The 22562-nt window shown below is 50.7% G+C and carries 20 protein-coding genes; 2 read left to right on the forward strand and 18 right to left on the reverse strand.

The annotated features are described in order from the left end of the window. Positions 1 to 357 precede the first annotated feature (357 nt). Positions 358 to 1977, forward strand: coding sequence for an ABC-F family ATP-binding cassette domain-containing protein (locus E4T81_RS08450; RefSeq protein WP_135043403.1), 1620 nt, complete (start codon positions 358 to 360; stop codon positions 1975 to 1977). 39 nt (positions 1978 to 2016) lie between these two features. Here E4T81_RS08450 and E4T81_RS08455 read toward each other — a convergent pair whose 3' ends face one another. The 18 genes from E4T81_RS08455 to aroQ form a co-directional block, all read right to left on the reverse strand. Next, positions 2017 to 2805, reverse strand: a complete 789-nt coding sequence (locus E4T81_RS08455) for a hypothetical protein (RefSeq protein ID WP_135043406.1) — start codon at positions 2803 to 2805, stop codon at positions 2017 to 2019. Further along, positions 2802 to 4007, reverse strand: a complete 1206-nt coding sequence (locus E4T81_RS08460; protein WP_135043409.1) for a hypothetical protein — start codon at positions 4005 to 4007, stop codon at positions 2802 to 2804. Before E4T81_RS08460 ends, E4T81_RS08455 begins: the two co-directional genes overlap by 4 nt. 26 nt (positions 4008 to 4033) lie before the next feature. Then, positions 4034 to 4828 (reverse strand): hypothetical protein, encoded by a 795-nt coding sequence (locus tag E4T81_RS08465; protein WP_135043411.1) that lies wholly within the window; start codon positions 4826 to 4828, stop codon positions 4034 to 4036. Beyond that, on the reverse strand, positions 4800 to 6059 hold the full coding sequence (locus E4T81_RS08470; RefSeq protein WP_135043414.1) for a CHASE2 domain-containing protein: 1260 nt from the start codon (positions 6057 to 6059) through the stop codon (positions 4800 to 4802). Before E4T81_RS08470 ends, E4T81_RS08465 begins: the two co-directional genes overlap by 29 nt. Beyond that, entirely contained in the window at positions 6056 to 7546 is a 1491-nt protein-coding gene (locus E4T81_RS08475; protein ID WP_135043417.1) for a hypothetical protein, read from the reverse strand. Before E4T81_RS08475 ends, E4T81_RS08470 begins: the two co-directional genes overlap by 4 nt. A 110-nt stretch (positions 7547 to 7656) precedes the next feature. Then, positions 7657 to 9285: a LamG-like jellyroll fold domain-containing protein gene (locus tag E4T81_RS08480; RefSeq protein ID WP_135043419.1), complete on the reverse strand. Its 1629-nt coding sequence runs from the start codon at positions 9283 to 9285 to the stop codon at positions 7657 to 7659. A gap of 32 nt (positions 9286 to 9317) precedes the next feature. Next, a complete protein-coding gene (locus tag E4T81_RS08485; RefSeq protein WP_135043422.1) occupies positions 9318 to 10196 on the reverse strand; it encodes a DUF5683 domain-containing protein in 879 nt (292 codons plus the stop codon). Positions 10197 to 10221: 25 nt separating this feature from the next. Continuing rightward, a complete protein-coding gene (locus E4T81_RS08490; RefSeq protein ID WP_135043425.1) occupies positions 10222 to 10854 on the reverse strand; it encodes a hypothetical protein in 633 nt (210 codons plus the stop codon). Between the two features lie 268 nt (positions 10855 to 11122). Next, positions 11123 to 11557 carry a D-Ala-D-Ala carboxypeptidase family metallohydrolase gene (locus tag E4T81_RS08495; protein WP_135043428.1) on the reverse strand — a complete coding sequence of 145 codons (435 nt, stop codon included), beginning with the start codon at positions 11555 to 11557 and terminating at the stop codon, positions 11123 to 11125. A gap of 77 nt (positions 11558 to 11634) precedes the next feature. Beyond that, positions 11635 to 12105 (reverse strand): 2-amino-4-hydroxy-6-hydroxymethyldihydropteridine diphosphokinase, encoded by a 471-nt coding sequence (folK, locus tag E4T81_RS08500; protein ID WP_167761803.1) that lies wholly within the window; start codon positions 12103 to 12105, stop codon positions 11635 to 11637. Positions 12106 to 12131: 26 nt separating this feature from the next. Continuing rightward, the gene (gene infB, locus E4T81_RS08505) at positions 12132 to 15029 is read right to left on the reverse strand and encodes a translation initiation factor IF-2 (protein ID WP_135043434.1); all 2898 of its coding nucleotides are present in this window, start codon (positions 15027 to 15029) and stop codon (positions 12132 to 12134) included. Between the two features lie 26 nt (positions 15030 to 15055). Further along, entirely contained in the window at positions 15056 to 16312 is a 1257-nt protein-coding gene (gene nusA, locus E4T81_RS08510; protein WP_135043437.1) for a transcription termination factor NusA, read from the reverse strand. 21 nt (positions 16313 to 16333) lie between these two features. After that, entirely contained in the window at positions 16334 to 16801 is a 468-nt protein-coding gene (gene rimP / locus E4T81_RS08515; protein WP_135043440.1) for a ribosome assembly cofactor RimP, read from the reverse strand. A 160-nt stretch (positions 16802 to 16961) separates the two neighbouring features. Further along, positions 16962 to 18209 carry an ABC transporter permease gene (locus E4T81_RS08520; RefSeq protein WP_135043443.1) on the reverse strand — a complete coding sequence of 416 codons (1248 nt, stop codon included), beginning with the start codon at positions 18207 to 18209 and terminating at the stop codon, positions 16962 to 16964. After that, positions 18209 to 18544, reverse strand: a complete 336-nt coding sequence (rbfA, locus tag E4T81_RS08525; RefSeq protein WP_135043446.1) for a 30S ribosome-binding factor RbfA — start codon at positions 18542 to 18544, stop codon at positions 18209 to 18211. The genes E4T81_RS08520 and rbfA overlap by 1 nt, the downstream gene beginning before the upstream one ends. A gap of 73 nt (positions 18545 to 18617) precedes the next feature. Beyond that, on the reverse strand, positions 18618 to 19265 hold the full coding sequence (locus E4T81_RS08530) for an O-methyltransferase (RefSeq protein WP_135043450.1): 648 nt from the start codon (positions 19263 to 19265) through the stop codon (positions 18618 to 18620). Next, positions 19262 to 20716, reverse strand: coding sequence for a pyruvate kinase (pyk, locus tag E4T81_RS08535; protein ID WP_135043454.1), 1455 nt, complete (start codon positions 20714 to 20716; stop codon positions 19262 to 19264). The genes E4T81_RS08530 and pyk overlap by 4 nt, the downstream gene beginning before the upstream one ends. A gap of 17 nt (positions 20717 to 20733) precedes the next feature. Next, positions 20734 to 21159, reverse strand: coding sequence for a type II 3-dehydroquinate dehydratase (gene aroQ, locus E4T81_RS08540; protein WP_135043457.1), 426 nt, complete (start codon positions 21157 to 21159; stop codon positions 20734 to 20736). Positions 21160 to 21314: 155 nt separating this feature from the next. Between aroQ and E4T81_RS08545 the strand changes: the two genes are divergently transcribed. After that, the gene (locus E4T81_RS08545) at positions 21315 to 22382 is read left to right on the forward strand and encodes an endonuclease/exonuclease/phosphatase family protein (RefSeq protein WP_135043460.1); all 1068 of its coding nucleotides are present in this window, start codon (positions 21315 to 21317) and stop codon (positions 22380 to 22382) included. Positions 22383 to 22562: the final 180 nt, after the last annotated feature.

Genomic DNA, 22562 nt, shown 5'->3' on the forward strand with positions numbered 1-22562 from the left:
CGGAGGGCATCATCTTTGTTTAGCCGTCGGTTGAGCGGAGCGATACCGATGGTAAGCAATCCAAGACGGCTTTGTTTCCGTAGGAATCATCTTGTATTGTCATTGATGATTCCTGCGGAAACATCTTCTTCTGTGCGGGTTTCCGGGGGTATCGCTGCGCTCAACCCCCGGCTACAAATGGATTATCCCCTTGCGGGGAAGGGTTTCTTGGTTTTCGGTTTTCAGTTTTCAGTTTTCAGTTGTCGGTTGTCGGTGTTGGGGGCAGGGGTGGGCGAGTGCGGTGATAGTGACGGAAAGCTCGGAAAAAATGCGTAAATTTGCAACAAAGATTGCTAAATTATATATCAGATTAAAACTATGGTATCGATAGACGGACTAACTGTCGAATTTGGAGGGACGACCCTTTTCAAAGATGTGTCATTTGTCATTAACCCGAAGGACAGGATAGCCCTTATGGGTAAAAACGGGGCCGGTAAAAGTACGCTCTTGAAGATTCTTGCCGGTATACGTACACCTACACGCGGGTCGGTCTCAATCCCGAAAGACTGCAATGTCTGCTATCTGCCACAGCATATGATGACTGAGGACGGGCGCACGGTCTTTGAGGAGGCGTCGCTTGCGTTTGCCCACATCAAAGAGATGGAGGCGGAGATTGAGGCGATGAATAATGAGCTTGCCACGCGTACCGACTATGAGAGCGATTCCTACATGGAGCTAATCGAGAAAGTGTCGGCGGTAAGCGAGAAATTCTATGCAATCGACATGACCCATTTTGAGGAGGATGTGGAAAAGACACTTCTCGGACTGGGCTTCGAGCGCAGTGACTTCAACCGCCCGACATCGGAGTTCTCGGGCGGCTGGCGCATGCGCATCGAACTGGCAAAGCTCCTTTTGCGCAAGCCTGACGTGTTGCTGCTTGACGAGCCGACCAATCATCTTGACATCGAATCAATCGGATGGCTGGAAGATTTTATAATCAACAGTCCTATGGCTGTCGTGGTGATCAGCCATGACCGTCGTTTTATCGACAATATCACCACCCGCACAATCGAGGTGACGCTTGGCAGAATATATGACTACAAGGCTCGTTACAGCCACTATCTGGAATTGCGTAAAGAACGCCGCCAACAGCAGCAGAAGCAATATGATGACCAGCAGAAACAGATAGCCGAGGCGCGCGAGTTTATCGAGCGGTTCAAGGGCACTTACTCGAAGACTTATCAGGTCCAGAGCAAGGTGAAATGGCTTGAAAAGCTTGAAATAGTAGAGGTCGATGAGGAAGACACGTCGGCATTGCGCCTGAAATTTCCGCCATGTCCGCGTAGCGGCAGTTATCCGGTGATAGCTGAAGGAGTAGGTAAAAGCTACGACGGGGTGCCGGTATTTTCCAATGCCACATTTACCATCGAGCGCGGCGACAAAGTGGCATTTGCCGGCAGGAACGGTGAAGGAAAATCAACGATGGTGAAGGCGATAATGAATGAGATAAGCCATGACGGCACTCTTACTCTCGGCAATAACGTGAAGATTGGATATTTCGCTCAAAACAGTGCCGCGTTGCTTGACGAGAATCTTACCGTGTTCCAGACCATTGACGATATAGCCGTAGGCGATGTCAGATTGAAAATCCGCGACCTCCTGGGGGCATTCATGTTTGGAGGCGAGGAAAATCAGAAAAAGGTGAAGGTGCTTTCGGGCGGTGAAAGGGTGCGCCTTTGCATGATTAAGCTTTTGCTCGAACCGATAAATCTTCTCATCCTTGACGAGCCGACCAATCATCTTGACCTCAAGACAAAAGATATATTGAAACAGGCGTTGCGCGATTTTGACGGCACACTCATCGTGGTAAGCCATGACCGCGATTTTCTTGACGGACTGGTGTCAAAGGTATATGAATTCGGAGGCGGTCGCGTAAGAGAACATCTTTGCGGCATCAACGAATTTCTTGAAAAGAAAAAGGCGGAGCAGCAGGCTTGACAAGCCCGTTGCTCCGCCTCGTGTAAAATATCGTCAGTCTCAGTCGATGTTTTTTACCACATTGTCAAGATGCCGCCAAAACTCATCCCATGTGGTGCAATACAGTAACAGGTATGTGACAAATGAGATGGAGATTCCACACAAAATAGCGGCGAAGGGTGTGAAATAGGCAAACATATACAGGTATACAGCTTCTATCACTCCAAAGAGACCTATTGCCAGATATTTCATGATTTCATTCAACGACTTCCTTATTAATCTCAGTATTATTCCGAGGGCTATTAATATGACAGGAAGTATATAGTCGATGGCGATAAACGAGGCGCGTCGCACTCCTCCTATGGCTTCGACATCAACCTGATTGGGGAAATAGCTGTCATTTACAAGCTGCGGTGAGATGAGCTTGTCGGCTGTCCACGCATTTTCCTGAATATAGAGAGCGTAATTCACGCCCCGGATAATGGTGACACAGCGCACAAAGGGGGTGCCTTTTTCGGTTTTGAAGTCATATATCCTTCTCCTGCCGTTGACATCGCCATTCAGCTCAACATCCTCACGCGGTATGCCATAGCTCTCGTCAAAATTGTTGAGGTAGTTCCATGAGTAGGTCTCGTTTTTTGGATTAACTACCGAGTATACTGACAGCGTTCCCCCGTCGGGTAGATTGGCTTCCAGTTTTTTGTAGGCGACAGGTGATGACGCGGTAATCTCTACATCGTCAGGGAGATTGAGGGTGACACGCGTAATCGAGTCGGTAAATGATATGGTGGCATGTGTGACGCCCCATGTCATCAGGATGAGCAAAATGATTATAAGTCGGTGCTTCATTTCTTTAATGATTCGTCAAACGATTCAAGTGTCTTTGTAATCATGTTGTCGTAGAGGTCGGTCACATTCAGGTTTTCTGCCTTATAGGTACATTTCGCGTCAAGCAGCCTGTCCCATAATATATTCTTCTCTCTGTTGACATAGTGATATATTGTCATTCTCACATCTATGCCCGGAAAACTGCAATTGCTATACTCCGAGCCGCTCCATGTAAATGTGCGAGGGGTATTCTCGGTCTCTATCGTTACAAATATGTTGCCGGGCATCTTAACCGTGTCAAGATATTTTGATTCATAGGCGTCAAACGAGAACACCTCGCTACCCATGATTTCGGTAAAGAGAGCGTTGAGCTTACGGGTGACAATCGCCGACACGTCTTCGGGGGTTATTGAGGTTTCGATTTTCACATATTTGTTTTGGCGTAGTGCGCTAATCTGCTCGCGTATCTGTTGCGCCTGTGGATGATTGTCTCGTTGAGGTGACGCCCATGCGGCGGCAAGCGACTTGAGATAAGAGAGCTGGTCAGTGGTGTTTTCAAGATATGACATGAAAAATTTTATATTTGTGTCGTTCTGATACCGTATGGTGGTCAAGAGTTGGATTATGAGCTTGACAAATGACGGTGAATATTTCTGTGAAAGCTGAGGTATCTTATCTTTGATATACTTGTCGATAGTCGCCGGGATAAGGGCTTTTGCTTTGTCGCGGCAGCTCACCCTGTCAGTGTAAAGGAAGTAGGCGACATCGCTGAATGTAGGGTCGCGCTTTATTTTCTGATAGAGGATATTGTCACGTATTGCACCTCCGAGGTAATAGGTTGCCACTGCCGATATGATAACGAATAGTACCACCCACACCCAGAACCAGCGGTAGAAAAAGTCACTGTAACGGCTTTCGGGCATCAAGCTCTGATATTCAAGAAGATATTCGTCTTTAATATCGTAGGCTTTGTCATGCTCGCTGTCGTATAACTTGATGCGGGGTGATGAAAAGTCGGGGTGATACCACACCGCCTCATATTGCGCTTCTGTCTTGCTGCCGTTTTTACCGGTATACAGATAGTTTTTCACGATAGGGTTTTCGACATGTTCATATTCCGGCGCACAGATTTTTTTGCTCAGAAACCATGAACCTGCACAGAGCGCCAGAAATATAATCCATAGCGCTGTGTCAAAAGTTGAATCAAATTTTTTGATAGTCATAATGATGTGGGTTTAAATAGGGGTGATTAGATGCGGAGCAGGGAATAGAAGAAGTCGCCTCCCGAGGGCGCGGTGTTTCCACGAAGCAGCGAGCGGATGTCATCGGGTGTGAATTGCCGGTCGGAAGCTATCACGATATACCCCGCGGGTCGTTCAGGCAACAGGTAGCGGTAGTGACCGATCACTGTTTCGCCCCGTGGATTGACAAGCGGATTTTCGTTGAAGTAAAAAGTTATGTCATCGCTGTCGGGGTTCTGGTCGATCACGTTGATGAAGAGGGGGATGTCAAGGGTGTTGAACACCGCGAAATTAAATGTCTCCCGCTCTCCGTCGATGTCGCGGCGAATGAGTATTATGTCGCTGTAGTCGTCATAAGCGGCATCGGCAGGGAGGTTGATGAGCTGTTGCAGATAGGGAGTGGCAAGATCCAGAGTCGCGAGGGCGCCGGTCTCGGAGTCGGTGTCGTGCATCGAGAGTCCTGTGTTGCCGAAGCGGGATTTTCCTGACGCCTTGTTTTCGCTTAATGATGTAAGTATGCGGGTGTTGGCTTTCCGTGTAATGTCGGAGGCATCGTTTATGGCGGTTGATATGAGTGAGCTTACCTGCATTTCGCCTGACGACACTGAAGAATATATCCTTCGGGTGTCGGTGTCGAGTATCTCTACCGAGCCTCCTGCGGGTATGCGCAGCATGTCGGTAGGCTTGATTTCGGCACGCCGTTGCAGCAGAGTCCACGAGTTGCCGCTGCGCAGGGTTATGTCGCCTTTGACCCTGTAGACTTTAAGCGCGGCGTCAAGAGAGGGTGACGTCGCTGTCATCATCAGCAGAATTGCGGAAAAGATTTTTAAAAGAGCATTTTGCATAAATTTCATTTCTTATATCGGTTGTAATAGTGATGAGACGGTTGATTTTAGTAATGCACATGGCTATTATTCCATCGTCGGCAAAGATGCCGTTGAAAATGTCACACGCCACGACTCCGAGTGAAGTCATCAGCATGGCGCCGGTGAAGTCGAGGTCTATGTTGAAGCGTATATAGACGAGTGCCCCGCATGTTATCATAAGATAAAGGGCGGCAATCTGAATGAATCGTACGGTGATGTCGCCGAGGGTGCTTTCGGCGAGTAAAAGGCTTATCAGCACGACTAAGTAACATGCGGCAGCCGCAATCAGCCAGCTTTCAACAGCTGAGAGCCGGCGCGTGAAGTCGCCGTCGAGCATTGTCGCCGCCGAGTGGGCGTGTATGATTGCCCCGGGAGTGAAATTGTCAAGCGGGGTTGAGTGGAGGTCGCCCGCGTCATTGACTTTTCCAATGATTACGATTTTCCCTTCGATTAATTCAGGGTATTCAAGTATCTCGTCGGGATATATCGTCTCAAATTCGTAGGAGGCAAATCGCAGCGACTCGCTTTTGCCGCCGCGTGCCTTTACCTTTGCCGCGATGTCGGGCGCGGCTTTTTCGATAAGAGCGAGGGTGAGCGAGGGTATGTAGCCGCCCCCTTGTGCCGGGAACGAGGGCATGAATTCCCTTACCGTGAACCGCGCTTCTTTATCGCCCTCGATATTGACGGCTGCAAATGTAGCGTCGTCGGGAGCGAAACGGTCATAGTAAGATGTGTGGACCGCCGTGTAGGTACCGTCGCCGGTTTCCTCAGCGACTACCGGCATTACAAGCCGCGGGCAGGAGGCGATAGCTGAGGCGAGGGGGTCGTAAACTGTGTCGCGGGGTGTGGAAAACGCTATGTCAAGCCCTATTGCCGCAGGATTGCAGAAGTCTACATCTTCAATCGTGGCGGCGATTTCGCGCCGGTTGCACCGGTCGACGGCGACCACCACTACCGACGGGTGGAGATTTTTTACGGCGCGGTCATTGGCGACAAGGGTGTAGAAGTCGCTGAACCGGAAGTCGGCGGCTTTCTCCATAGGCGCGAAAAAGGAGACCGACATCAGGTCGTAGACAGCAATCCATGAAATCAGGAATGTCATTGCGGTGACGATGACTCCCTTTATCCACAGCGGAAGCGACATTATTTTGCGACAGAATCCCATCATTCAGTGATTTTTACTACTTTAGGGCGTGACGCGGAGTACACGGCGGCAAGGATGCCGGCTTTCCCGTTGATGCATGTGGGGTCACATACATAATATTTCTTTCCGTCGACCGTGACATAGGTGCCGTCGATGTCGTAGGGGAGTCTTACGGCTGTGGCGAGATGACGCGGGTAGTTGAGATATACCACATCAAGGCCAAGCAATGACTTTACAAACTCGGCAAAGAGTATTGCCCTGTCTTCGCAGTCATTGGCGGGATAATAGAAGTTTTCATCAAAGAAAAAGGGCTTCTCGTAGCCAAACTGGTTGCCGTCAGTCATGTATTCAAAACCGGTCTGCATATAGTCGAGCAGCGTATTGACCGCTTCCACCGCGTCCATCCCCTCGATGATTACGGAGAGTGCCGCGTAGATGGTCGACCTGACTTGCGGACTCAGCTGAGACAGTCCGTAAAGATTCCAGTCGAGAATAGGGTAGTCGTTCATGAACTCGATTACAGAGGGATTGACCTTTACTTCGACGGGAGGGGCTTTCTGCCACTTTGACGACGTGTAGGTGCGATACTTTGTCTTGTCGGCTGCAAATGCCGGAATGCGGTTCATCACCATTCTTATCGGGGTGGCACCTTTTCTGAAGTCAGTGTCACATGCCTTAAATGCCGATGAACTCTTGCCCGACTGACTGATGAGATAATATGCCTTGCCGCTGATAATCGTTCCGCTTCTGAAGTACAGTGTGTGGCTTGGATGAACCATGGCGTGAAGCCTGCCGTCGCGTGAGGCGAGTTTTGCGTCATAGCCCGACTGGTTCAGGAGAAACACGGTGAGAAACGCCTGCTTGTCGGCAGAGGCGGGATATAACTTCTTGGCAGCTGCCTCTACGACTTTCACATAGCCCCAGTCACAGAGATTCAGCTCCTCGCGTAGCCGCAGGCAGTCGTTGACAAGGGTTTCAGTGTCGGCGTGACCGCTCAGGCGCCGCCATGCCGAAGCAAGTGTACTTGAAGAAATGTTGCTGAAGTCGAGGACCGAGGTGTCAAAGCTGTTGATTCCGCAGGGGGTGTGGTAGAACGTGAATGTCACGGGATAGTCGGCGGATTTGCCGGGAGTGACGCGCGGCAAAGTCACGGGAATGTCGGGTATCACAGGCTCGGGCGGAGTCACTACGTCGACCGGGATTTCCTGAGGGCTGATGATTTTAGTGTTTTCAGCATCAAGCGGCTTTGTCGGTTTTGGCTTTTCCTTTCGCTTCTGCTCGGGTGACGGGTCGTAGTCCTTCCAGTTGCGCTCCATCATATCGGCAAACTCTTCGTTCAGTTTCCGACGGTACTGTTCAAACTCGGTTCTTTTGTCATGGCGGTATTTTTCAAACTGCGCGCGTTTTTCTTTGCGGAAACGCTCGAAGTTGCCTGACGTTGAGGTCTGAGCCGGTAATGACAGTGCCATCGCCGGAATCAGCAGCAGGATTAGTATTGCCGATTTTTTCATTGGTGAAGAGAAGGTCTAAGATTGATTTTAATAAATCCCGTCATTTCCGGGAGGATGAGGCCTTTACGCCTTATGCCGGAGATGACGGGATAGTGTAGGTTCAGGTTATATTACTGTTGAGCGTTGAATATCTCTTTGATTTCCTGTGCGGTAAGTACACGGGTGTCATATACGCGCAGGTTGTCCATCGAGAAGTTGGAGCAGGTGACCTTGTGGGTATAGTTGTCACACACTCCGCCGATAACAAATTCGTTGGGATAATCTGACTCTCCCAGGTTGGAAGTTAGCCTTTCTGTAAGTGTGCTGACTTTTTTACCGTCTATATAAAGTACAGAGGTCCAAGTGTTATAAGTAGTTGAACTATAGTCGCTGGCGATTGCATAGTGATGCCATTGACCATCGTTAATCTTGGTGTGGGTAAAGCGATGATTGTCATAATCATACTTATTGGCACTTACTGAACAGATGAACTTCAGGTTGCCGTTATCCATCGAGAGAACAAAACGGTTGCTGTTGTCATTGCATTTCGAGTAGAAAATAAGACCGTCGGCAAGATCCTTAGCCCAGAAGCTTATTGTAAATGCCTTGGAGTTAATCAGTCCGTAAGGAATGCAGCAGGCGCTCTCGTTGGCTTTTGAGAATTTTACCGCCTGACCTGACACTCCGGTTACAAAGGTGGGGTCATTGATTCCGAAGCCGTCGTAAATGCCGTTGAGGTCATCAAATGAGTCGTTGAACTTGTAATAGGCGGTAAGACCGTTGGTCACGACAAGCGATCCTCCGGGGTTGTTGTCATCTCCTCCGGGGATATTGCCGCCTGAGTTATTGGCGCTTACTACAACGGTGGATTCCGAAACGCCATCGGTAAATGTCACGGTCGAGATGTAGGATTCGCCTATGAGAGAGCGGTCGAGAGAAAGGACCACTACTGAATTTCCGCCGGGAGCTACGGTGCCCTTGTCGGGTGACACGGTTATAGCGTTGTCGATATTGCCGGTGGTGTTCCAGGTGAGAGCCTGCTTGCCGACATTACGGATGGTGATGGTCTGCGAGGTGAGGTCGGTGCCGAAATTGATTGATGACGGCTCAATTAGCATGGATGAAGATGCATTGGCGGGAGCGCATGACACTGATATGGGATAGGAATTACCAAAGGCATGCAGGTTTATTACCACAGAAGTGGTTGAGGCAAGGAAGTTGCGGTCAACAGAGAAGGTGACGCTCTGTGTGCGGCCTGCCTGTATAGAGCCTCCGACCTGAGAGGCTTTGAGCCATGCGTCATTTTCACCAAGGTCAAGCGACCATTCAGCTGTGGCATTTCCGTTGTTTGTGATGGTGATGTTGAGCTGTGTCTGGGTCGTGCCGAAGTTTAAAGAAGAGGGGTTGATTGTAATTTCGGCTACCTGGGTGGATTTGTGCATCTGTACGGATATGGGATGGTTTACTCCGGCGATGACATCCACGCTTACCGAGGTCTGGGCGTAGCCTGACTTGGAAAACTGCAAGGTGTAGCTGCCTGGCTGAAGGTCTATAAACTCAAAGGAGCCGTCGGCATATGTATTGGTGCTTGTGCCTCCCGGGACAATCTTGACGACCACTCCTTCAAGAGGGTCGGAGGTGATATTGTCGATGACAAGTCCGTAGATGTTACCTGTGGAATCCTCCGGGTCTTCAGAGCATGCCGAGAATGACAGTATCGTCACTACTGATAAAATAAGTGTTTTGAAAAATTTAGTCATAGATTGGTTTATTAAAATGTAAAAATGTGATTTTAGAAGTTAAAGGCGAGACCTACGCCTGCGCCGTTTTCATAGACTACCGGCGCGAGAGTGTAGTTGTAGCTGCGGTTTTTGACTACTACGCGCCTGCGTCCCGGAGCTACGGCTGCGTCAATAAGATTGTAGACATAGAGCGCTGCTGTCACGCCGATTGCCACATTGCGTCCGGTCTCCCACTGTGACTTTTTATTGCGGTAGAAGTCGAAGTGTTGCGGCTTTTCACGCATCTTCTTGGCACAGTCGGCGCGCTGGTTCTCGCAGAGTATAATTGCTGCGGCGCCTACTGCCGTGCCGCCGAGCATAAAGCCGCCTTTCACATAGCTACCTTTGGAGAACTGCCCTACACCGGGTATAAGTGAGTAAAACACAGGCGCCGCGCCGTAGGAGGTAGTGAGGCGTATGTCATCGTTGTTGCTCCCTTCGCCGGGACGTTTATTGTCATTGACGGTGTAAAGCTCGGTGACGGTATAAGTGCCGTGGTTTTTCTCCCAGTATTCATCGACAGCGCGGCAGGTGATTACTATTTCCTTTCCGCGTTCGGTACATTCCATCTGAAACTGCTGTCGGGTGACGGATGACTTTGCGCCGGCAATGCGTGAGGCTTCCTTGTCGACCTTTACGGAACTGTTGATGACGAGTCCGCGCTCATGTTCAAGTTTTGTCGTGAGGTTCACGAGCGCCCTCTGGCGTGCTTCTTCAAGGGAGTTGCCTGTGCCCTGGGCTGTAATGAATATGTAGCCGGGGCTTTTGGGCGACGGCAGTGATGATGTCATCCAGCGCGGTTTCATGTTGTCAGACTTTTCCTTTGCAGCCACGGTAACTGACGCCGAAGCCAAGAGGAGCAGGAGCGGGAGTAAAATCAGTCTTTTCATAGAATGAAGTTTAGGGTGAAAGGGATTAACGGCGTTCTTCTTTCATCTTGCGGAAACGTTCAAGCCCTTCGCGGTAAGATTCGCGGAACTGCTCCTCATGAAACTCGACACCGAGGCGTTCATCGTCGGTGAGCACGGTGGCTCCGGCTGCTTTTTCGGCTCCTTCGGCAGGGACGCTGATACATACCGTACATTCATATGTGCCGTCAGACATGCGGTATCTGTTGGAGCATATTATGCGGCAGTTTTCAACAACGCTTTCAGCAAATGAGCCTGCGTCCTGGCGTATGTCGGCCTCGCTGCTCGCTTTGCCGTTAGCCTTGATTTTGCCACGGTAGCCTTTCATTACATTGAGCACTATTGACTCAATCTGATCGACAAGGTTGGCTTTGGCAAACAATACTGCCTGCTGCCGGGCGAAGTCGCGGTCTTCATCTATTGCCGAGGCATAGGCGCGCAGTTCGTTTGCCGGCGCGTTAAGGGCTTCTTGCTCACATTCGTCGAGCTCTTCCTTGACCTTGGTTACCGTACGTGTGCCAGTATTTCCCTTTGATGTGTATTCGGGATAAGAGGCTTTTGCCACTTTGTTTGAGCCACATGACACAGTTGTCATTGAAAGCATGAGCACTAAAATAATAGGAAAAATCAGTCTTTTCATTGCAAAAAAATCGTATTAAGTGTGATGTATTAGCAAGTATCTCTTGGTAAGAGATGACTCGACCTGCAATCGACTGAATGACACCTCAGGCTATTGCAAAATGTAAAACATGCGATTCTTTTTGCTGCTTTTTGATTTGAAATTACTCTTCTCGGGTTTGTTTTTAAGCGAATTTTGCAATAAAAATTGTATTTATCCCATAAATATCATAAATTTGCCATATTGTTAATGCTCTCTTACCAAGAGATATTGATTTTAGTCAGTCATGTCAATATGCGACATGTATCCATGTCCCGCCACGTTCCCAGATTAGTTCTGTGTGGGGGAGAGTCTTTAATATTTCATATAATCTTTTGTTGCCTTCAGTTGAGCCTGTGTTTAGGTCGGCTGCCCTTCCCGACATGTGATAAGAGCGTGCCGCCCCTCCTACCGCGCGGTTAAGCTCCCGGCAGCGGTAGCCGCTGTTGACATATATAGGCGCGCCAAAGAGCTCACGTGCAGGGTCAAGCACGGTGTCGATAAGTCTGTGAAGATTTTTGACAGCTTGTTCGGGCGGAGTGTTGTCAATGCCCTGACGTCGGGCTGTAGTGCTGCGCGTGAGTTCTGTGATGGTGAAGTGGCTTGCCTTTTCTTTAGCTTTTACCGGGGTGACTGCTTCGGCTGCGGCGACTGTAGCCGCTACGATAAGATTGGGTGTGTTCATGGTGTAGAAGATTAACGTTGGTTTTCATCGGCAAAGTTACCGGCGGCTGATAGGAAACCAATGTAGAAACGGGAGTTTTAGTTGCCCGCCGTAAGGTTCCGGAGCATTATTTCCGGCGTGAGGTGAAGTATTGGGTGTCGCCAGCCGGGGGCGAGCTGAGTCATCGGTATCAGCACGAAATCGCGGAGGTGCATGCGAGGATGGGGGAGTGTGAGTGACGGGGTGTCAATTACTGTGTCGTCGAGCGCTATCAGGTCGATGTCAATCTCGCGGTCAATATAGTTTCCGCAGTCATCGCGGTGGGAAAGCGGGCTTATGGAGTGTTGTAGGTCAAGGAGCTTTTTCAATAGTGTCTCCGGGGTGAGCGAGGTGGCAAATGCGATGCCGATGTTGAGGAATGTTGAGGATGAGTCGTAGCCCCATGCCGGGGTCTCGATGTAGTCGGAGCGTCGTATCGGTGACTCTGCTATAAAGGCAATCAGGGCGACCGCATGCTCTATGTGAGCCCTGCGGTCGCCCTGATTGGAACCTATGTTTATGTAAGCCATTTTCATGGCTGTAGTCAACTTCCGGTTTATAGTTGCTTTTTGACCTCTACCTGCTCGAATGCCTCGATGAAGTCACCTTCCTGAAGGTCATTGTAGCCGGCGATGCTTAATCCGCAGTCGTAGCCGGTGAGCACTTCCTTGACGTCGTCCTTGAAGCGCTTGAGCGAACCGAGGTCGCCTGTGTAGCGCACGATGCCGTCGCGAATCAGGCGCACCTTGCATGAGCGCTTGATTTTACCCTCGCGCACAATGGCTCCGGCGATGGTGCCGACTTTCGAGATATGATAGGTCTGGAGCACTTCGGCTGTGCCGACAACTTCTTCCTTGAATTCGGGAGCGAGCATACCTGCCATTGCATCCTTGACTTCTTCGATAGCCTGGTAGATGACAGAGTAAAGCCTGATTTCCACACCCTCGCGCTCTGCTGCACGGCGTGCTGCCTGAGAGGGGCGCACCTGGAATCCGATGATGATGGCGTCGGAAGCGGCCGCAAGAGTGACATCGCTTTCAGAGATGGCACCGACAGCCTTGTGGAGCACATTGACTTGTACCTCTTCAGTCGAGAGCTTGATGAGAGAGTCAGACAGCGCTTCGATTGAACCGTCGACGTCACCTTTGACGATGATGTTGAGCTCATGGAAGTTGCCGATTGCACGGCGGCGTCCGATTTCTTCAAGGGTGGTGCGCTTGTTGGTGCGGAGTCCGAGCTCACGCTGCAACTGTTCGCGCTTGTTGGCGATTTCTCGTGCTTCCTGCTCGGTCTCCATCACGTTGAATGTGTCGCCGGCAGTGGGCGCGCCGTTCAGTCCGAGGATGAGCGCCGGAGTTGCGGGACCCGCTTCCTTTATGCGCTGGTTACGCTCGTTGAACATAGCCTTGATTTTACCGTAGTGGGTTCCGGCAAGTATTATGTCGCCTACGTGGAGCGTTCCGTTCTGCACAAGTATGTTAGCCACATAGCCACGTCCCTTGTCGAGCGATGACTCGATGATAGAGCCTGTTGCCGAACGGTCGGGATTGGCCTTGAGGTCGAGCATCTCGGCTTCAAGAAGCACCTTCTCCATAAGCTCGTTGACTCCGATGCCTTTCTTTGCGGAGATGTCCTGTGACTGATATTTTCCACCCCAGTCTTCTACAAGATAGTTCATCGCGGCAAGCTCTTCCTTGATTTTGTCGGGATTTGCCGTGGGCTTGTCTATCTTGTTGATGGCAAATACGATGGGCACTCCGGCTGCCGAGGCGTGGTTGATTGCCTCGACTGTCTGCGGCATGACGTTGTCATCGGCGGCGACTATGATGATTACAAGGTCGGTGACCTTTGCTCCGCGGGCACGCATTGCGGTAAACGCTTCGTGACCGGGGGTGTCAAGGAAGGTGATGCGGCGTCCGTCTTCAAGCTTCACGTTGTAGGCGCCGATGTGCTGGGTTATACCTCCTGCCTCTCCGGCGATTACGTTGGCGTTGCGGATGTAGTCGAGGAGCGATGTCTTACCGTGGTCTACGTGACCCATCACGGTTACTACCGGCGGACGGCTTACGAGGTCTTCCTCGCTGTCTTCCTCCTGCTGTATCGCCTCGACAACTTCAGCCGACACGTATTCTGTCTTGTATCCGAACTCTTCAGCCACGATGTTGATGGTCTCGGCGTCAAGACGCTGGTTGATTGACACCATCACACCGAGATTCATACAGGTGGCGATGACGTTGTTGATGGGGACATCCATCATTACGGCAAGGTCATTGGCGGTTACAAACTCGGTGAGTTTAAGCACCTTGCTCTCTGCCGCTTCCATCTCGGCGGCCTCACGCTCGCGTGACTGGAATGCCTCGCGCTTTTCTTTACGCCACTTCACGCCCTTTTTCTGACCCTTGTCTTTGTTGATAAGGCGGGCGAGAGTCTCTTTTACCTGCTTCTGTACATCTTCCTCGCTGACTTCGGTGTGGACGGGACGCTTGTTGCGGTCCTTGCCCTTGCCTCTGTCGTGGCGCTGCTGTGAAGAGTTATTGTTGTTATTGTTTTTACCACCACCTTCGTTGCCTCGCTGCACGGGCTGCTGATTGGAAGTCTTTTCGATGTCAACTTTCTCTTTGCCTATGCGGCGGCGTTTTTTACGGTCGCCTTGCTGGGCCGCGGAGTTACCTCCGGCACCTGCCTGGTTGCTCTTGGCGATGCGTTCGTTGCGACGCTCCTCCTTGCTCTTTTTCTTGGGGCGTGTCGACTGGTTGATTGCCGAAAGGTCAATCTTGCCGATTACATTAAGCTGCGGACCTCCGGTGACCGGACCGGTGGTGAATATTTCAGCCTCTTTTTTCTCCACGACAGGAGCTGCTGCCGGCTTGGGCTCTGCAACTTTAGGCTCTGCGGCTTTGGGCTCGGCAGGCTTCGGTGCGGGCTCGGGCTTGGGTTCCGGTTTAGGCTCGGGCTTGGGCTCAGGCTTGGGAGCGGGAGCTGGCTCGGGTTTGGGTTCCGGCTTAGGCTCGGGTTTTGGAGCGGGAGCAGGCTTCGGGGCAGGCTCGGGCTTGGGTTCCGGTTTGGGTTCGGGCTTTGTTTCAGCCTTAGGTGCGGGAGCCGGCTCCTGGGGAGCGGGCTTAGGCTTTTCCGGAGCAATGGGGTTGCCGTGCTTGTCAAGCTGGATGTGACCTATCACCCTGGGACCGTTGACACCCGAGGGTTCTTTTGTGTCAGTGGGTTTCTGAGTATTTTTTTCGGGCGCTGCGGCTGTGGCAGGCTTGCCCTGACGTTCGGCACTCTTTGCGGGTACCTTGTCATTGCCATACTGTGCGACCAACATGTTGTAGGCATTGTCGTCGATACGAGTGTTGGGGTTCATATCAACGTTTATGCCTTTCGATTGCAGGAAGTCGATGACAGTCGGCAATGCGATGTTGAGGTCTTTTGCTACTTTGCTTATTTTTATCGGCATATTATGAATTAGGTGGTTGTCGGAAATTAGTCTTCAAATTCTGCCTTGAGAATGGAGATCACATTGTCGACTGTGTCTTCCTCAAGGTCGGCTTTCTCGATGAGAAGTTCACGCGGCATTGCGAGAACGTTTTTCGCCGTGATGCAACCGATGTTTTTCAGTGAGTCGATAACCCATGCATCGATTTCATCTTTAAATTCATCAAGGTAGATGTCGTCGTTAAACTCTTCGCCGGTGTCGCGGTATACGTCGATGACATAGCCTGTGAGCTTTGACGCAAGCTTGATATTGAGCGCGCCCTTACCGATTGCCAAGGGCACCTCTTCGGGACGAAGGAATACCTCGGCGCGTTTTTCCTCGGTGTTGAGTCGTATTGACGACACTTTTGCCGGGCTGAGCGCGCGCTGAATGAGGAGTTCCGGATTGGAGGTGTAGTTGATTACGTCGATGTTTTCGTTGCGCAGTTCTCTCACGATGCCGTGGATACGTGAACCTTTCACACCGACGCATGCTCCTACGGGGTCAATGCGGTCATCGTAGCTTTCCACTGCGATTTTCGCACGTTCGCCCGGTATACGCGCCACTGCACGGATGTTGATTAGTCCGTCGTGGATTTCCGGCACCTCAAGCTCGAAGAGTCGGCGTAGGAATTCATCTGACGTGCGCGATACAGTGATGCGGATATTGTTGTTTTTGTTGTCGACTTTAAGTATTACTGCCCTTACGTTTTCTCCCTTGCGGAAATAGTCGCCCGGGATTGACTCGCTTTTAGGGAGCAGCAGCTCGTTTTCCTCGCTGTCGAGCAGAAGTGTCTCCTTGCTCCAGGTCTGATATACCTCTCCTGTCACAAGCTCGCCCTCGTGACCTTTGAACTGGGCGTAGATCGCTTCTTTCTGGAGGTCGAGAATCTTGGACTGGAGGGTCTGGCGCAGATTGAGGATGGCGCGGCGTCCGAATTTTTCAAATATAATCTCGCGGGTGTGTTCCTCGCCCACCTCTACGTCGGGGTTTTGGTCGGCGCGGGCATCGCTGAGTGAAATCTGGGTCGACGGATTGGTTACCTCTCCGTCGGGAACGACTTCAAGATTCTGGAATATCTGGACATCGCCCTTGTCAGGGTTCATGATGACATCAAGATTCTCATCAGTGCCGAACATCTTGGCAAGTACATTGCGGAATGATTCCTCAAGTACGGAAATCATCGTGGTCTTGTCGATGTGCTTCAGCTCTTTAAATTCGGCAAATCTTTCCACCATATTGGGGGATTCCTCTTTCTTAGCCATATTGGGGATATTTGTAGTTTTTTATTTGAAATCGATTAAGTATTTTACATATTTCGCGTCGTCCATTTTCATGTTGACGGGCTCTTCGACCATGACAGGGCGTTTTGCTCCCGGCTCTTTGACTTTTTTCGATACGGAGACTGTGAAATCGTCGTCGCCGACAGCTGTGAGAGTGCCTTTCAGCTTTACACCTGCCTTTGTGAGCACTTCGACCTGATTGCCGATGTTTTTGAGATATTGTCCGCGCACCTTGAACGGAGAGGTAAGGCCTGCCGACCCTACTTCGAGGGAATAGTCTTCGGCGTCACGGTCAAAAACGCTTTCAATCTTCCTTGTGATGTCGGCGCAGGTGTCGATATCGAGTCCTTCCGGGCTGTCAAGCTCTACTGTAATAGAGTTGTCGGGTGTCACTTTTATCTCGACAATAAAGAGCGCTGTGTCTTTTATTGCCTCCTCGACTGTACTGGTAAGTAATTGGCGGTCTATCATGCTGGATGTTGATTGAACGGGTTTATACGAATAGGAGGGGACTGTCGCCCCCTCCGGTTGTCGAATCTTGTGCAAAGATAATAAATATTTGCCGCTTATGCAAATAAACTGATTTGCTGCGGGTAAAAGTCAGAATGGATAGTGATTTATTTAACAAAGATTAACTTTGTTGTGCCGTATTTCTGCTGTTTAGCCGCTGCCTCATGATTAGTGCTGTGAGTGAGGATGTAAGCCAGCCTACAAGGGCGACAAGTAAAATCACGGCGATAAGGTCGGGCAGCTCCACTTTTACCGGATACACGTCGATGGTCATTGCGGAGTGGTCGCCTCCGAGCTTTATGAATCCTCCCCATTGCTGGGCGAGTGACAGGGCGACGCCTGCGATTATGCCGGTTATGCCTCCGAAAATGGATATCAGCCAGCCTTCAAGGATGAATATCCGCGAAATCATGCTGCGTGATGCGCCGAGGGCGTAGAGGGTGTGTATGTTGTCATCTTTTTCGATGATAAGCATTGACAGTGTGGAGATTACGTTGAATGACGCGATGATGAGTATAAATGAGAGAAGAAAAAATGTAATCCATTTTTCGATTGAAATCATCTTAAACGACTGTTCCTGCTGGCGTATGCGGTCTTTGACGACTATGCCGTCGCCGAGAGCTTTGGTTATGGCTTTTATTGCCTTGTTTTCGGAAATGCCGTCGGCGAGTCTCACCTCGATTGCCGTAGCCTCGTGGTCGTAGTCAAGAAGCCGGCGCGCCGATTCAAGGGGAAGCAATATGAGGTCGGTGTCAAATTCTGCCTGCTCCGTCTGGAACACTCCGCCTACAAGCAGGGAGTCGGCGCGGAACGATGCCGCCGGGTTGGCGGGGTTGATGCGTCCTGTGCGCCTTGGCACATAGATGTTTAGCCTCCGGTAAAATCCGGGATGTGCTTCCAGGTTTATTGCCGCGCCTACGCTTAGGGTCGCGAAGTCGCCGTATTCGGGGTCGTTAAGCATCCATGTGCCGTCGTCGAGGACGATGGAGCGTATGTCGGTGATAGAGTCGTAGGCTTCCGTGACTCCTTTTATGATTACAGGTATCTGCCTGTCGGAGTATATGGCGAGGGCGTGTTCCTCTATCGTCGGTGAGGCTGTCGCTATTTCCGGCATGTCGCGCAGCAGCGCCGTGATAGAGTCGGCGTCGGCTATGGTTTTGCCTGTAAGGCTTTCTATGCGAAGGTCGGGCGACAGCTGCGCGATTTTTGACTTTGCGAGATCGGTAAATCCGTTGAACACAGAGAGTACACACACGATAGCCATTGTCGCCACGGCGACCCCTGTCATCGAAATCAGTGAGATGACGTTGACGGCAGAATGGGTTTTCTTGGAGAAGAGATATCGTAGTGCGACCCGTAGTGTTAACATCAGGATTTCAGGAGATTGTCGATATTTTCGAGATAGTCGAGCGAGTCGTCGAGATAGAAGGCGAGTTCAGGGGTCTTGCGCAACTGGAATCTTACTTTCTGGGCAAGGTCGTAGCGTATGGTCTTTGCGCTGTGCTTGATGCTTTCAAGCAGTTCCTGGCTCTTCTCGGAGGGGAATACTGAAAGATATACCTTGGCGATGCTGAGGTCGGGCGACACTCTCACCGCGCTTACTGAAATGATAACGCCGTGGGTCTTCGCGGTCTGCAGGCGGAATATCTCGCTAAGTTCTTTTTGCAGCAGTCTTGATATTTTGGCTTGACGGGTTGTTTCCATAATCTTGAATTTTTTTGGTTAATGACTTTTATGTATTAACGCTCAACTCTTCGCAAAGTTACTAATCGGGTGGCTACTTTGCAAGTGTTTGCGGTTTCTTGTAGATTACGGTGAGTCCGTCGCGCAGCGGAATCATCACTTTTTCTACGGAGTCGTCGGCAGCCACATAATCGTTGAACCGCAGGATTCCCTCCGTCTGGGCGTCATGAGCGGAGGAGTCGGTCACTTTGCCATACCAGAGTGTGTTGTCGGCGATGATGAAACCTCCCGGGTTTACCCTTGGCGCGATGAGCTTGTAGTATTCAATGTAGTTGCGCTTGTTGGCGTCAATAAACACCAGGTCCCAGCCGTCGCCGAGTGTCGGGATTATCTCCTGCGCGTCGCCGACATGCAGGTGCATGCGGTCGCTCATGGGCGATTCGGCGAAGTGCGATTCGATGAAGTCCTGAAGCTCGTCGTTGATTTCTACGGAGTGAAGTTCGGCTGTGTCATCCATCCCTTCGGCGAGACACAGTGCCGAGTAGCCGGTAAACGTGCCGAGCTCAAGTACACGTCGCGGCTTTATCATCCGGGTGAACATTTTCAGGAGCCTTCCTTGCAGATGTCCCGAACACATGTTGGCGTAAAGGCAGTTGACATGCGTGTCGCGGTTGAGCCTGGCAAGATTGTCAGGCTCAGGGTCGATGTGTCGGAGTATGTAGTGCTCTAATTCTTCGGTCATTGACGAGTCTCTTCGAGATTAGGCAGGTTGTAGCTCTGGAAATTGTCCATGATTTTGCCTACATTGTTGATTTCCAGGAATGATGTGCCGTGGCCTTCTCCATATGCGCCGCCGAGATATGCGATGCGGTCTTCCTTGGTGAGTCTGCCGCTCTCGATAAGGTGAATGAGCGCGTTCTGCAGATATACGCGTGACGATTCCATGCGCTCCTGATATACGGGCAGCACTCCGTAAGAAAGGGCGAGGAGTCTTACTACATAAGGATAGTAACATATGGCGAGAGTCGGGTAGCTTCCGCGGAATGATGCGATGTAGCGGGCGGTTCTTCCTGTGTAGCTGTCGGTTATGATTGCCTTGGTCGACAGCACGTCTGACGAGGCTACCGCCTGGCGCGCAAGGTAAGATGTCACGTCGGGCTCGGTAATGGGGGTCGGACGGGTGTGAATCAGCGATCTCTCCACTTCGGCTGCGACACGGGTCATTGTGGCGATTGCCTCGATGGGGTATTTTCCGTATGCGGTCTCGCCGCTGAGCATGAGTGCGTCGGTGTGCTGGTTGACTGCATTTGCGATGTCGCTCACTTCCGCACGTGTAGGGCGCGGATTGTTGATCATCGAGTGGAGCATCTGGGTTGCCACGATTACCGGTTTGTGGCGCATTATACACTTGTTGATGAGTGTGTTCTGGATGACTGGAATGCGTTCTGCCGGGACTTCGATGCCGAGGTCGCCTCGGGCGATCATTATACCGTAGGACACGTCAAGTATCTCGTCAAAGTTGTCGATGCCTTCCTGGTTCTCGATTTTTGAGATGATCTTGATGGGGCTGTTGTGGGCGTCAAGTATCTCCTGTATGTCAAGCACGTCGCGCGCGCTTCTCACGAAGGAGTGGGCTATGAAGTCTACCCCGAGGTCCATCGCATAGCCTATGTTTATGCGGTCGCGTTCAGTCAGCGAGGGCAGGTCGATGCTGACTCCGGGCACGTTGACGCTCTTGCGTGAGCCGAGTTCGCCTCCGTTTTGAGCGGTTGCGTAAATCTTGTGTCCGTCAATCGAGTCTATGAGGAAGTCGATTTCTCCGTCGTCGATAAGGAAATGTACGCCCGGTCTTACATCGTTGGCGATATTGCTGTAGCTGAGGTATATTGTCTCTTTTGTGGACACTCCCGAGGGGTCTCCTATGAATGTCACTTTGTCGCCCGGCTGAAACTTGAGGGTTACGTCGTCGGCATTTGTCGTGGTGCGTATCTCTGCGCCCTTTGTATCCATCAGTATGGCAATCGAAGGAGAAACGGAACGCACATTCTCCACAATCCTCCTGAAGCCCTCAAGCTGAATGTGGGCTGAATTCATTCTCACTACATTCAATCCGTTCTCATATAGGTCACGGATAAACTCTACGTCGCAACGTCTGTCGGAAATTGTCGCAACAATTTTGGTAAATTTTTTCATATAAGTGAATTTGCAGGCTATTGTTTTCTGATTAACGCTTCTACGGCAAGACGGTAGCTGTCAAGCCCGAATCCGGCGATCACTCCGCGGCACACACCGCTTATCATCGAGTGATGGCGTATCTCCTCCCTGGCGTGTACATTACTTATGTGTACCTCGACTACCGGAGTGCTTATAGCTGAAATTGCATCGGCTATGGCAAGGGATGTGTGGGTGTAGGCGCCCGCATTTAACACGATGCCGGCTGTGTCGCCGAATCCTGTTTCATGAAGCTTGTCGATGATGGCGCCCTCATGGTTGCTTTGGAAATACTCGATGGTTACGTCAGGATATAGTCCGCGTAGCCGTGTGAGATAGCTCTCGAATCCTTCGCTGCCATATATGCCCGGTTCTCTTACCCCCAACAGATTAAGGTTGGGTCCATTGATGATGGTGATGTTCATTCTGACTAATTGGCTTAATATTTTGCAAAGTTACATAGAAATCCGCGTTTTTGAGCAATTATCGGCTATAAAGTTGCGTAGGAGGGTCTTCGGCTTTGTGTTTTGGGAAAATATATTAATTTTGTGGATGAAAATCTATTACATATGTAAGTGCTATGCGTAAATTGCTTTTTATGCCGCTCTTGATGGCGGTTTTGGCGCTGTCGGCTGTTGCCGGTGGAGCGGAAGAGAAAAAATATCTCGTTGCAGGGGTGGCGTTTTATAACCTGGAAAATCTGTTTGACACCATTAACGACAATGGTAAGTTTGACTACGAGTTTTCTCCTGAGGGCCCGCGTCAGTGGACTTCGGAACGTTACAACAAAAAACTGCGCAATCTTGCCAGGGCGATTACTTCGCTGCCTACATCCGAGACACCGCTCGGTCCTGCTGTCATCGGCATCGCCGAGGTGGAGAACCGTGGTGTCGTGGAAGATCTTGTAAAGGCTGTCGACTCTACCCTTGTCGCTCAGGGGAAGGACCCGTGGCGACTGCAGTTTGTTCATCACGACTCTCCCGACAGGCGGGGTATAGATGTGGGTCTGCTTTATAATCCTATATATTTCGCTGTGGAGAGTGTGGAGAATCATCGTCTTGTCATCCCCGACGAGCCTGACTTCTTGACGCGCGACCAGATGTGTGTATCCGGCTCTTTGCTTGATGTCCCCGTCAGCTTTATCGTTAACCACTGGCCTTCGCGTCTCGGCGGAGAGGCGCAGTCAAGTCCTATGCGTGAGGCTGCGGCGCGTCTTTCACGTGAGATTGCCGACTCGTTGTGGCGTGTAAATCCGGCTCAGGGCATTATCATGATGGGCGACCTTAACGATGATCCGTTCAATAAATCCTGTGCCAAGGTGTTTGGTGCGGTGCGTGAGCGTGAGGATGTCGCGGCTCACGGGTTCTTTAATCCGTTCTGGAATATATTGGATCATGGAGTGGGCACTCTCTGCTATAACGGCGTGTGGAATCTTTTTGACCAGATAATCGTGTCGGGCAATCTTGTTGACGGGTCTATTCCGGGTTTGACTTACTGGAAGTGTACCGTGTTCAATAAACCTTTTTTGCGCACAAAAAGTGGGAAATTTAAAAATTATCCTCACCGCACATTCTCGGGAGGCCGCTTTTTGAATGGCTATTCCGACCATTTTCCTACAGAAATCTTCTTGCTTCGCGAAGTGGAATAAAATTTTTTTCGTCGGGGAAGATATTTTTTTTGATGGATGAGGCGCGGTTTCTCGGAGTGGCGGCATTGTTTTTCTGCCGGTCTTTTTCTCTTATATTATATAATAATGTGGGAATGTCGGGGCGGTGAAAAATTTTTAGAAAAAAGTTGCGAAAATATTTGGAGGTTATGCAGAAAGTGT

Origin of the sequence: Barnesiella sp. WM24 (assembly GCF_004570975.1) — a bacterium.
In the GTDB taxonomy this organism is placed as follows: Bacteria; Bacteroidota; Bacteroidia; order Bacteroidales; family Muribaculaceae; genus Muribaculum.

Excerpts from the sequence above, each read along its gene's own strand:
- pyk (WP_135043454.1), bottom strand. The coding sequence starts at position 20,716 with ATGAAAAAATTTACCAAAATTGTTGCGACAATTTCCGACAGACGTTGC.
- infB (WP_135043434.1), bottom strand. The coding sequence starts at position 15,029 with ATGCCGATAAAAATAAGCAAAGTAGCAAAAGACCTCAACATCGCATTG.
- E4T81_RS08470 (WP_135043414.1), bottom strand. The coding sequence starts at position 6,059 with ATGATGGGATTCTGTCGCAAAATAATGTCGCTTCCGCTGTGGATAAAG.
- rimP (WP_135043440.1), bottom strand. The coding sequence starts at position 16,801 with ATGATAGACCGCCAATTACTTACCAGTACAGTCGAGGAGGCAATAAAA.
- folK (WP_167761803.1), bottom strand. The coding sequence starts at position 12,105 with ATGGCTTACATAAACATAGGTTCCAATCAGGGCGACCGCAGGGCTCAC.
- E4T81_RS08530 (WP_135043450.1), bottom strand. The coding sequence starts at position 19,265 with ATGACCGAAGAATTAGAGCACTACATACTCCGACACATCGACCCTGAG.
- E4T81_RS08485 (WP_135043422.1), bottom strand. The coding sequence starts at position 10,196 with ATGAAAAGACTGATTTTACTCCCGCTCCTGCTCCTCTTGGCTTCGGCG.
- E4T81_RS08475 (WP_135043417.1), bottom strand. The coding sequence starts at position 7,546 with ATGAAAAAATCGGCAATACTAATCCTGCTGCTGATTCCGGCGATGGCA.
- E4T81_RS08450 (WP_135043403.1), top strand. The coding sequence starts at position 358 with ATGGTATCGATAGACGGACTAACTGTCGAATTTGGAGGGACGACCCTT.
- rbfA (WP_135043446.1), bottom strand. The coding sequence starts at position 18,544 with ATGGAAACAACCCGTCAAGCCAAAATATCAAGACTGCTGCAAAAAGAA.
- E4T81_RS08460 (WP_135043409.1), bottom strand. The coding sequence starts at position 4,007 with ATGACTATCAAAAAATTTGATTCAACTTTTGACACAGCGCTATGGATT.
- E4T81_RS08520 (WP_135043443.1), bottom strand. The coding sequence starts at position 18,209 with ATGTTAACACTACGGGTCGCACTACGATATCTCTTCTCCAAGAAAACC.
- E4T81_RS08455 (WP_135043406.1), bottom strand. The coding sequence starts at position 2,805 with ATGAAGCACCGACTTATAATCATTTTGCTCATCCTGATGACATGGGGC.
- nusA (WP_135043437.1), bottom strand. The coding sequence starts at position 16,312 with ATGGCTAAGAAAGAGGAATCCCCCAATATGGTGGAAAGATTTGCCGAA.
- E4T81_RS08495 (WP_135043428.1), bottom strand. The coding sequence starts at position 11,557 with ATGAACACACCCAATCTTATCGTAGCGGCTACAGTCGCCGCAGCCGAA.
- E4T81_RS08465 (WP_135043411.1), bottom strand. The coding sequence starts at position 4,828 with ATGATGACAGCGACGTCACCCTCTCTTGACGCCGCGCTTAAAGTCTAC.
- E4T81_RS08545 (WP_135043460.1), top strand. The coding sequence starts at position 21,315 with ATGCGTAAATTGCTTTTTATGCCGCTCTTGATGGCGGTTTTGGCGCTG.
- E4T81_RS08480 (WP_135043419.1), bottom strand. The coding sequence starts at position 9,285 with ATGACTAAATTTTTCAAAACACTTATTTTATCAGTAGTGACGATACTG.
- aroQ (WP_135043457.1), bottom strand. The coding sequence starts at position 21,159 with ATGAACATCACCATCATCAATGGACCCAACCTTAATCTGTTGGGGGTA.
- E4T81_RS08490 (WP_135043425.1), bottom strand. The coding sequence starts at position 10,854 with ATGAAAAGACTGATTTTTCCTATTATTTTAGTGCTCATGCTTTCAATG.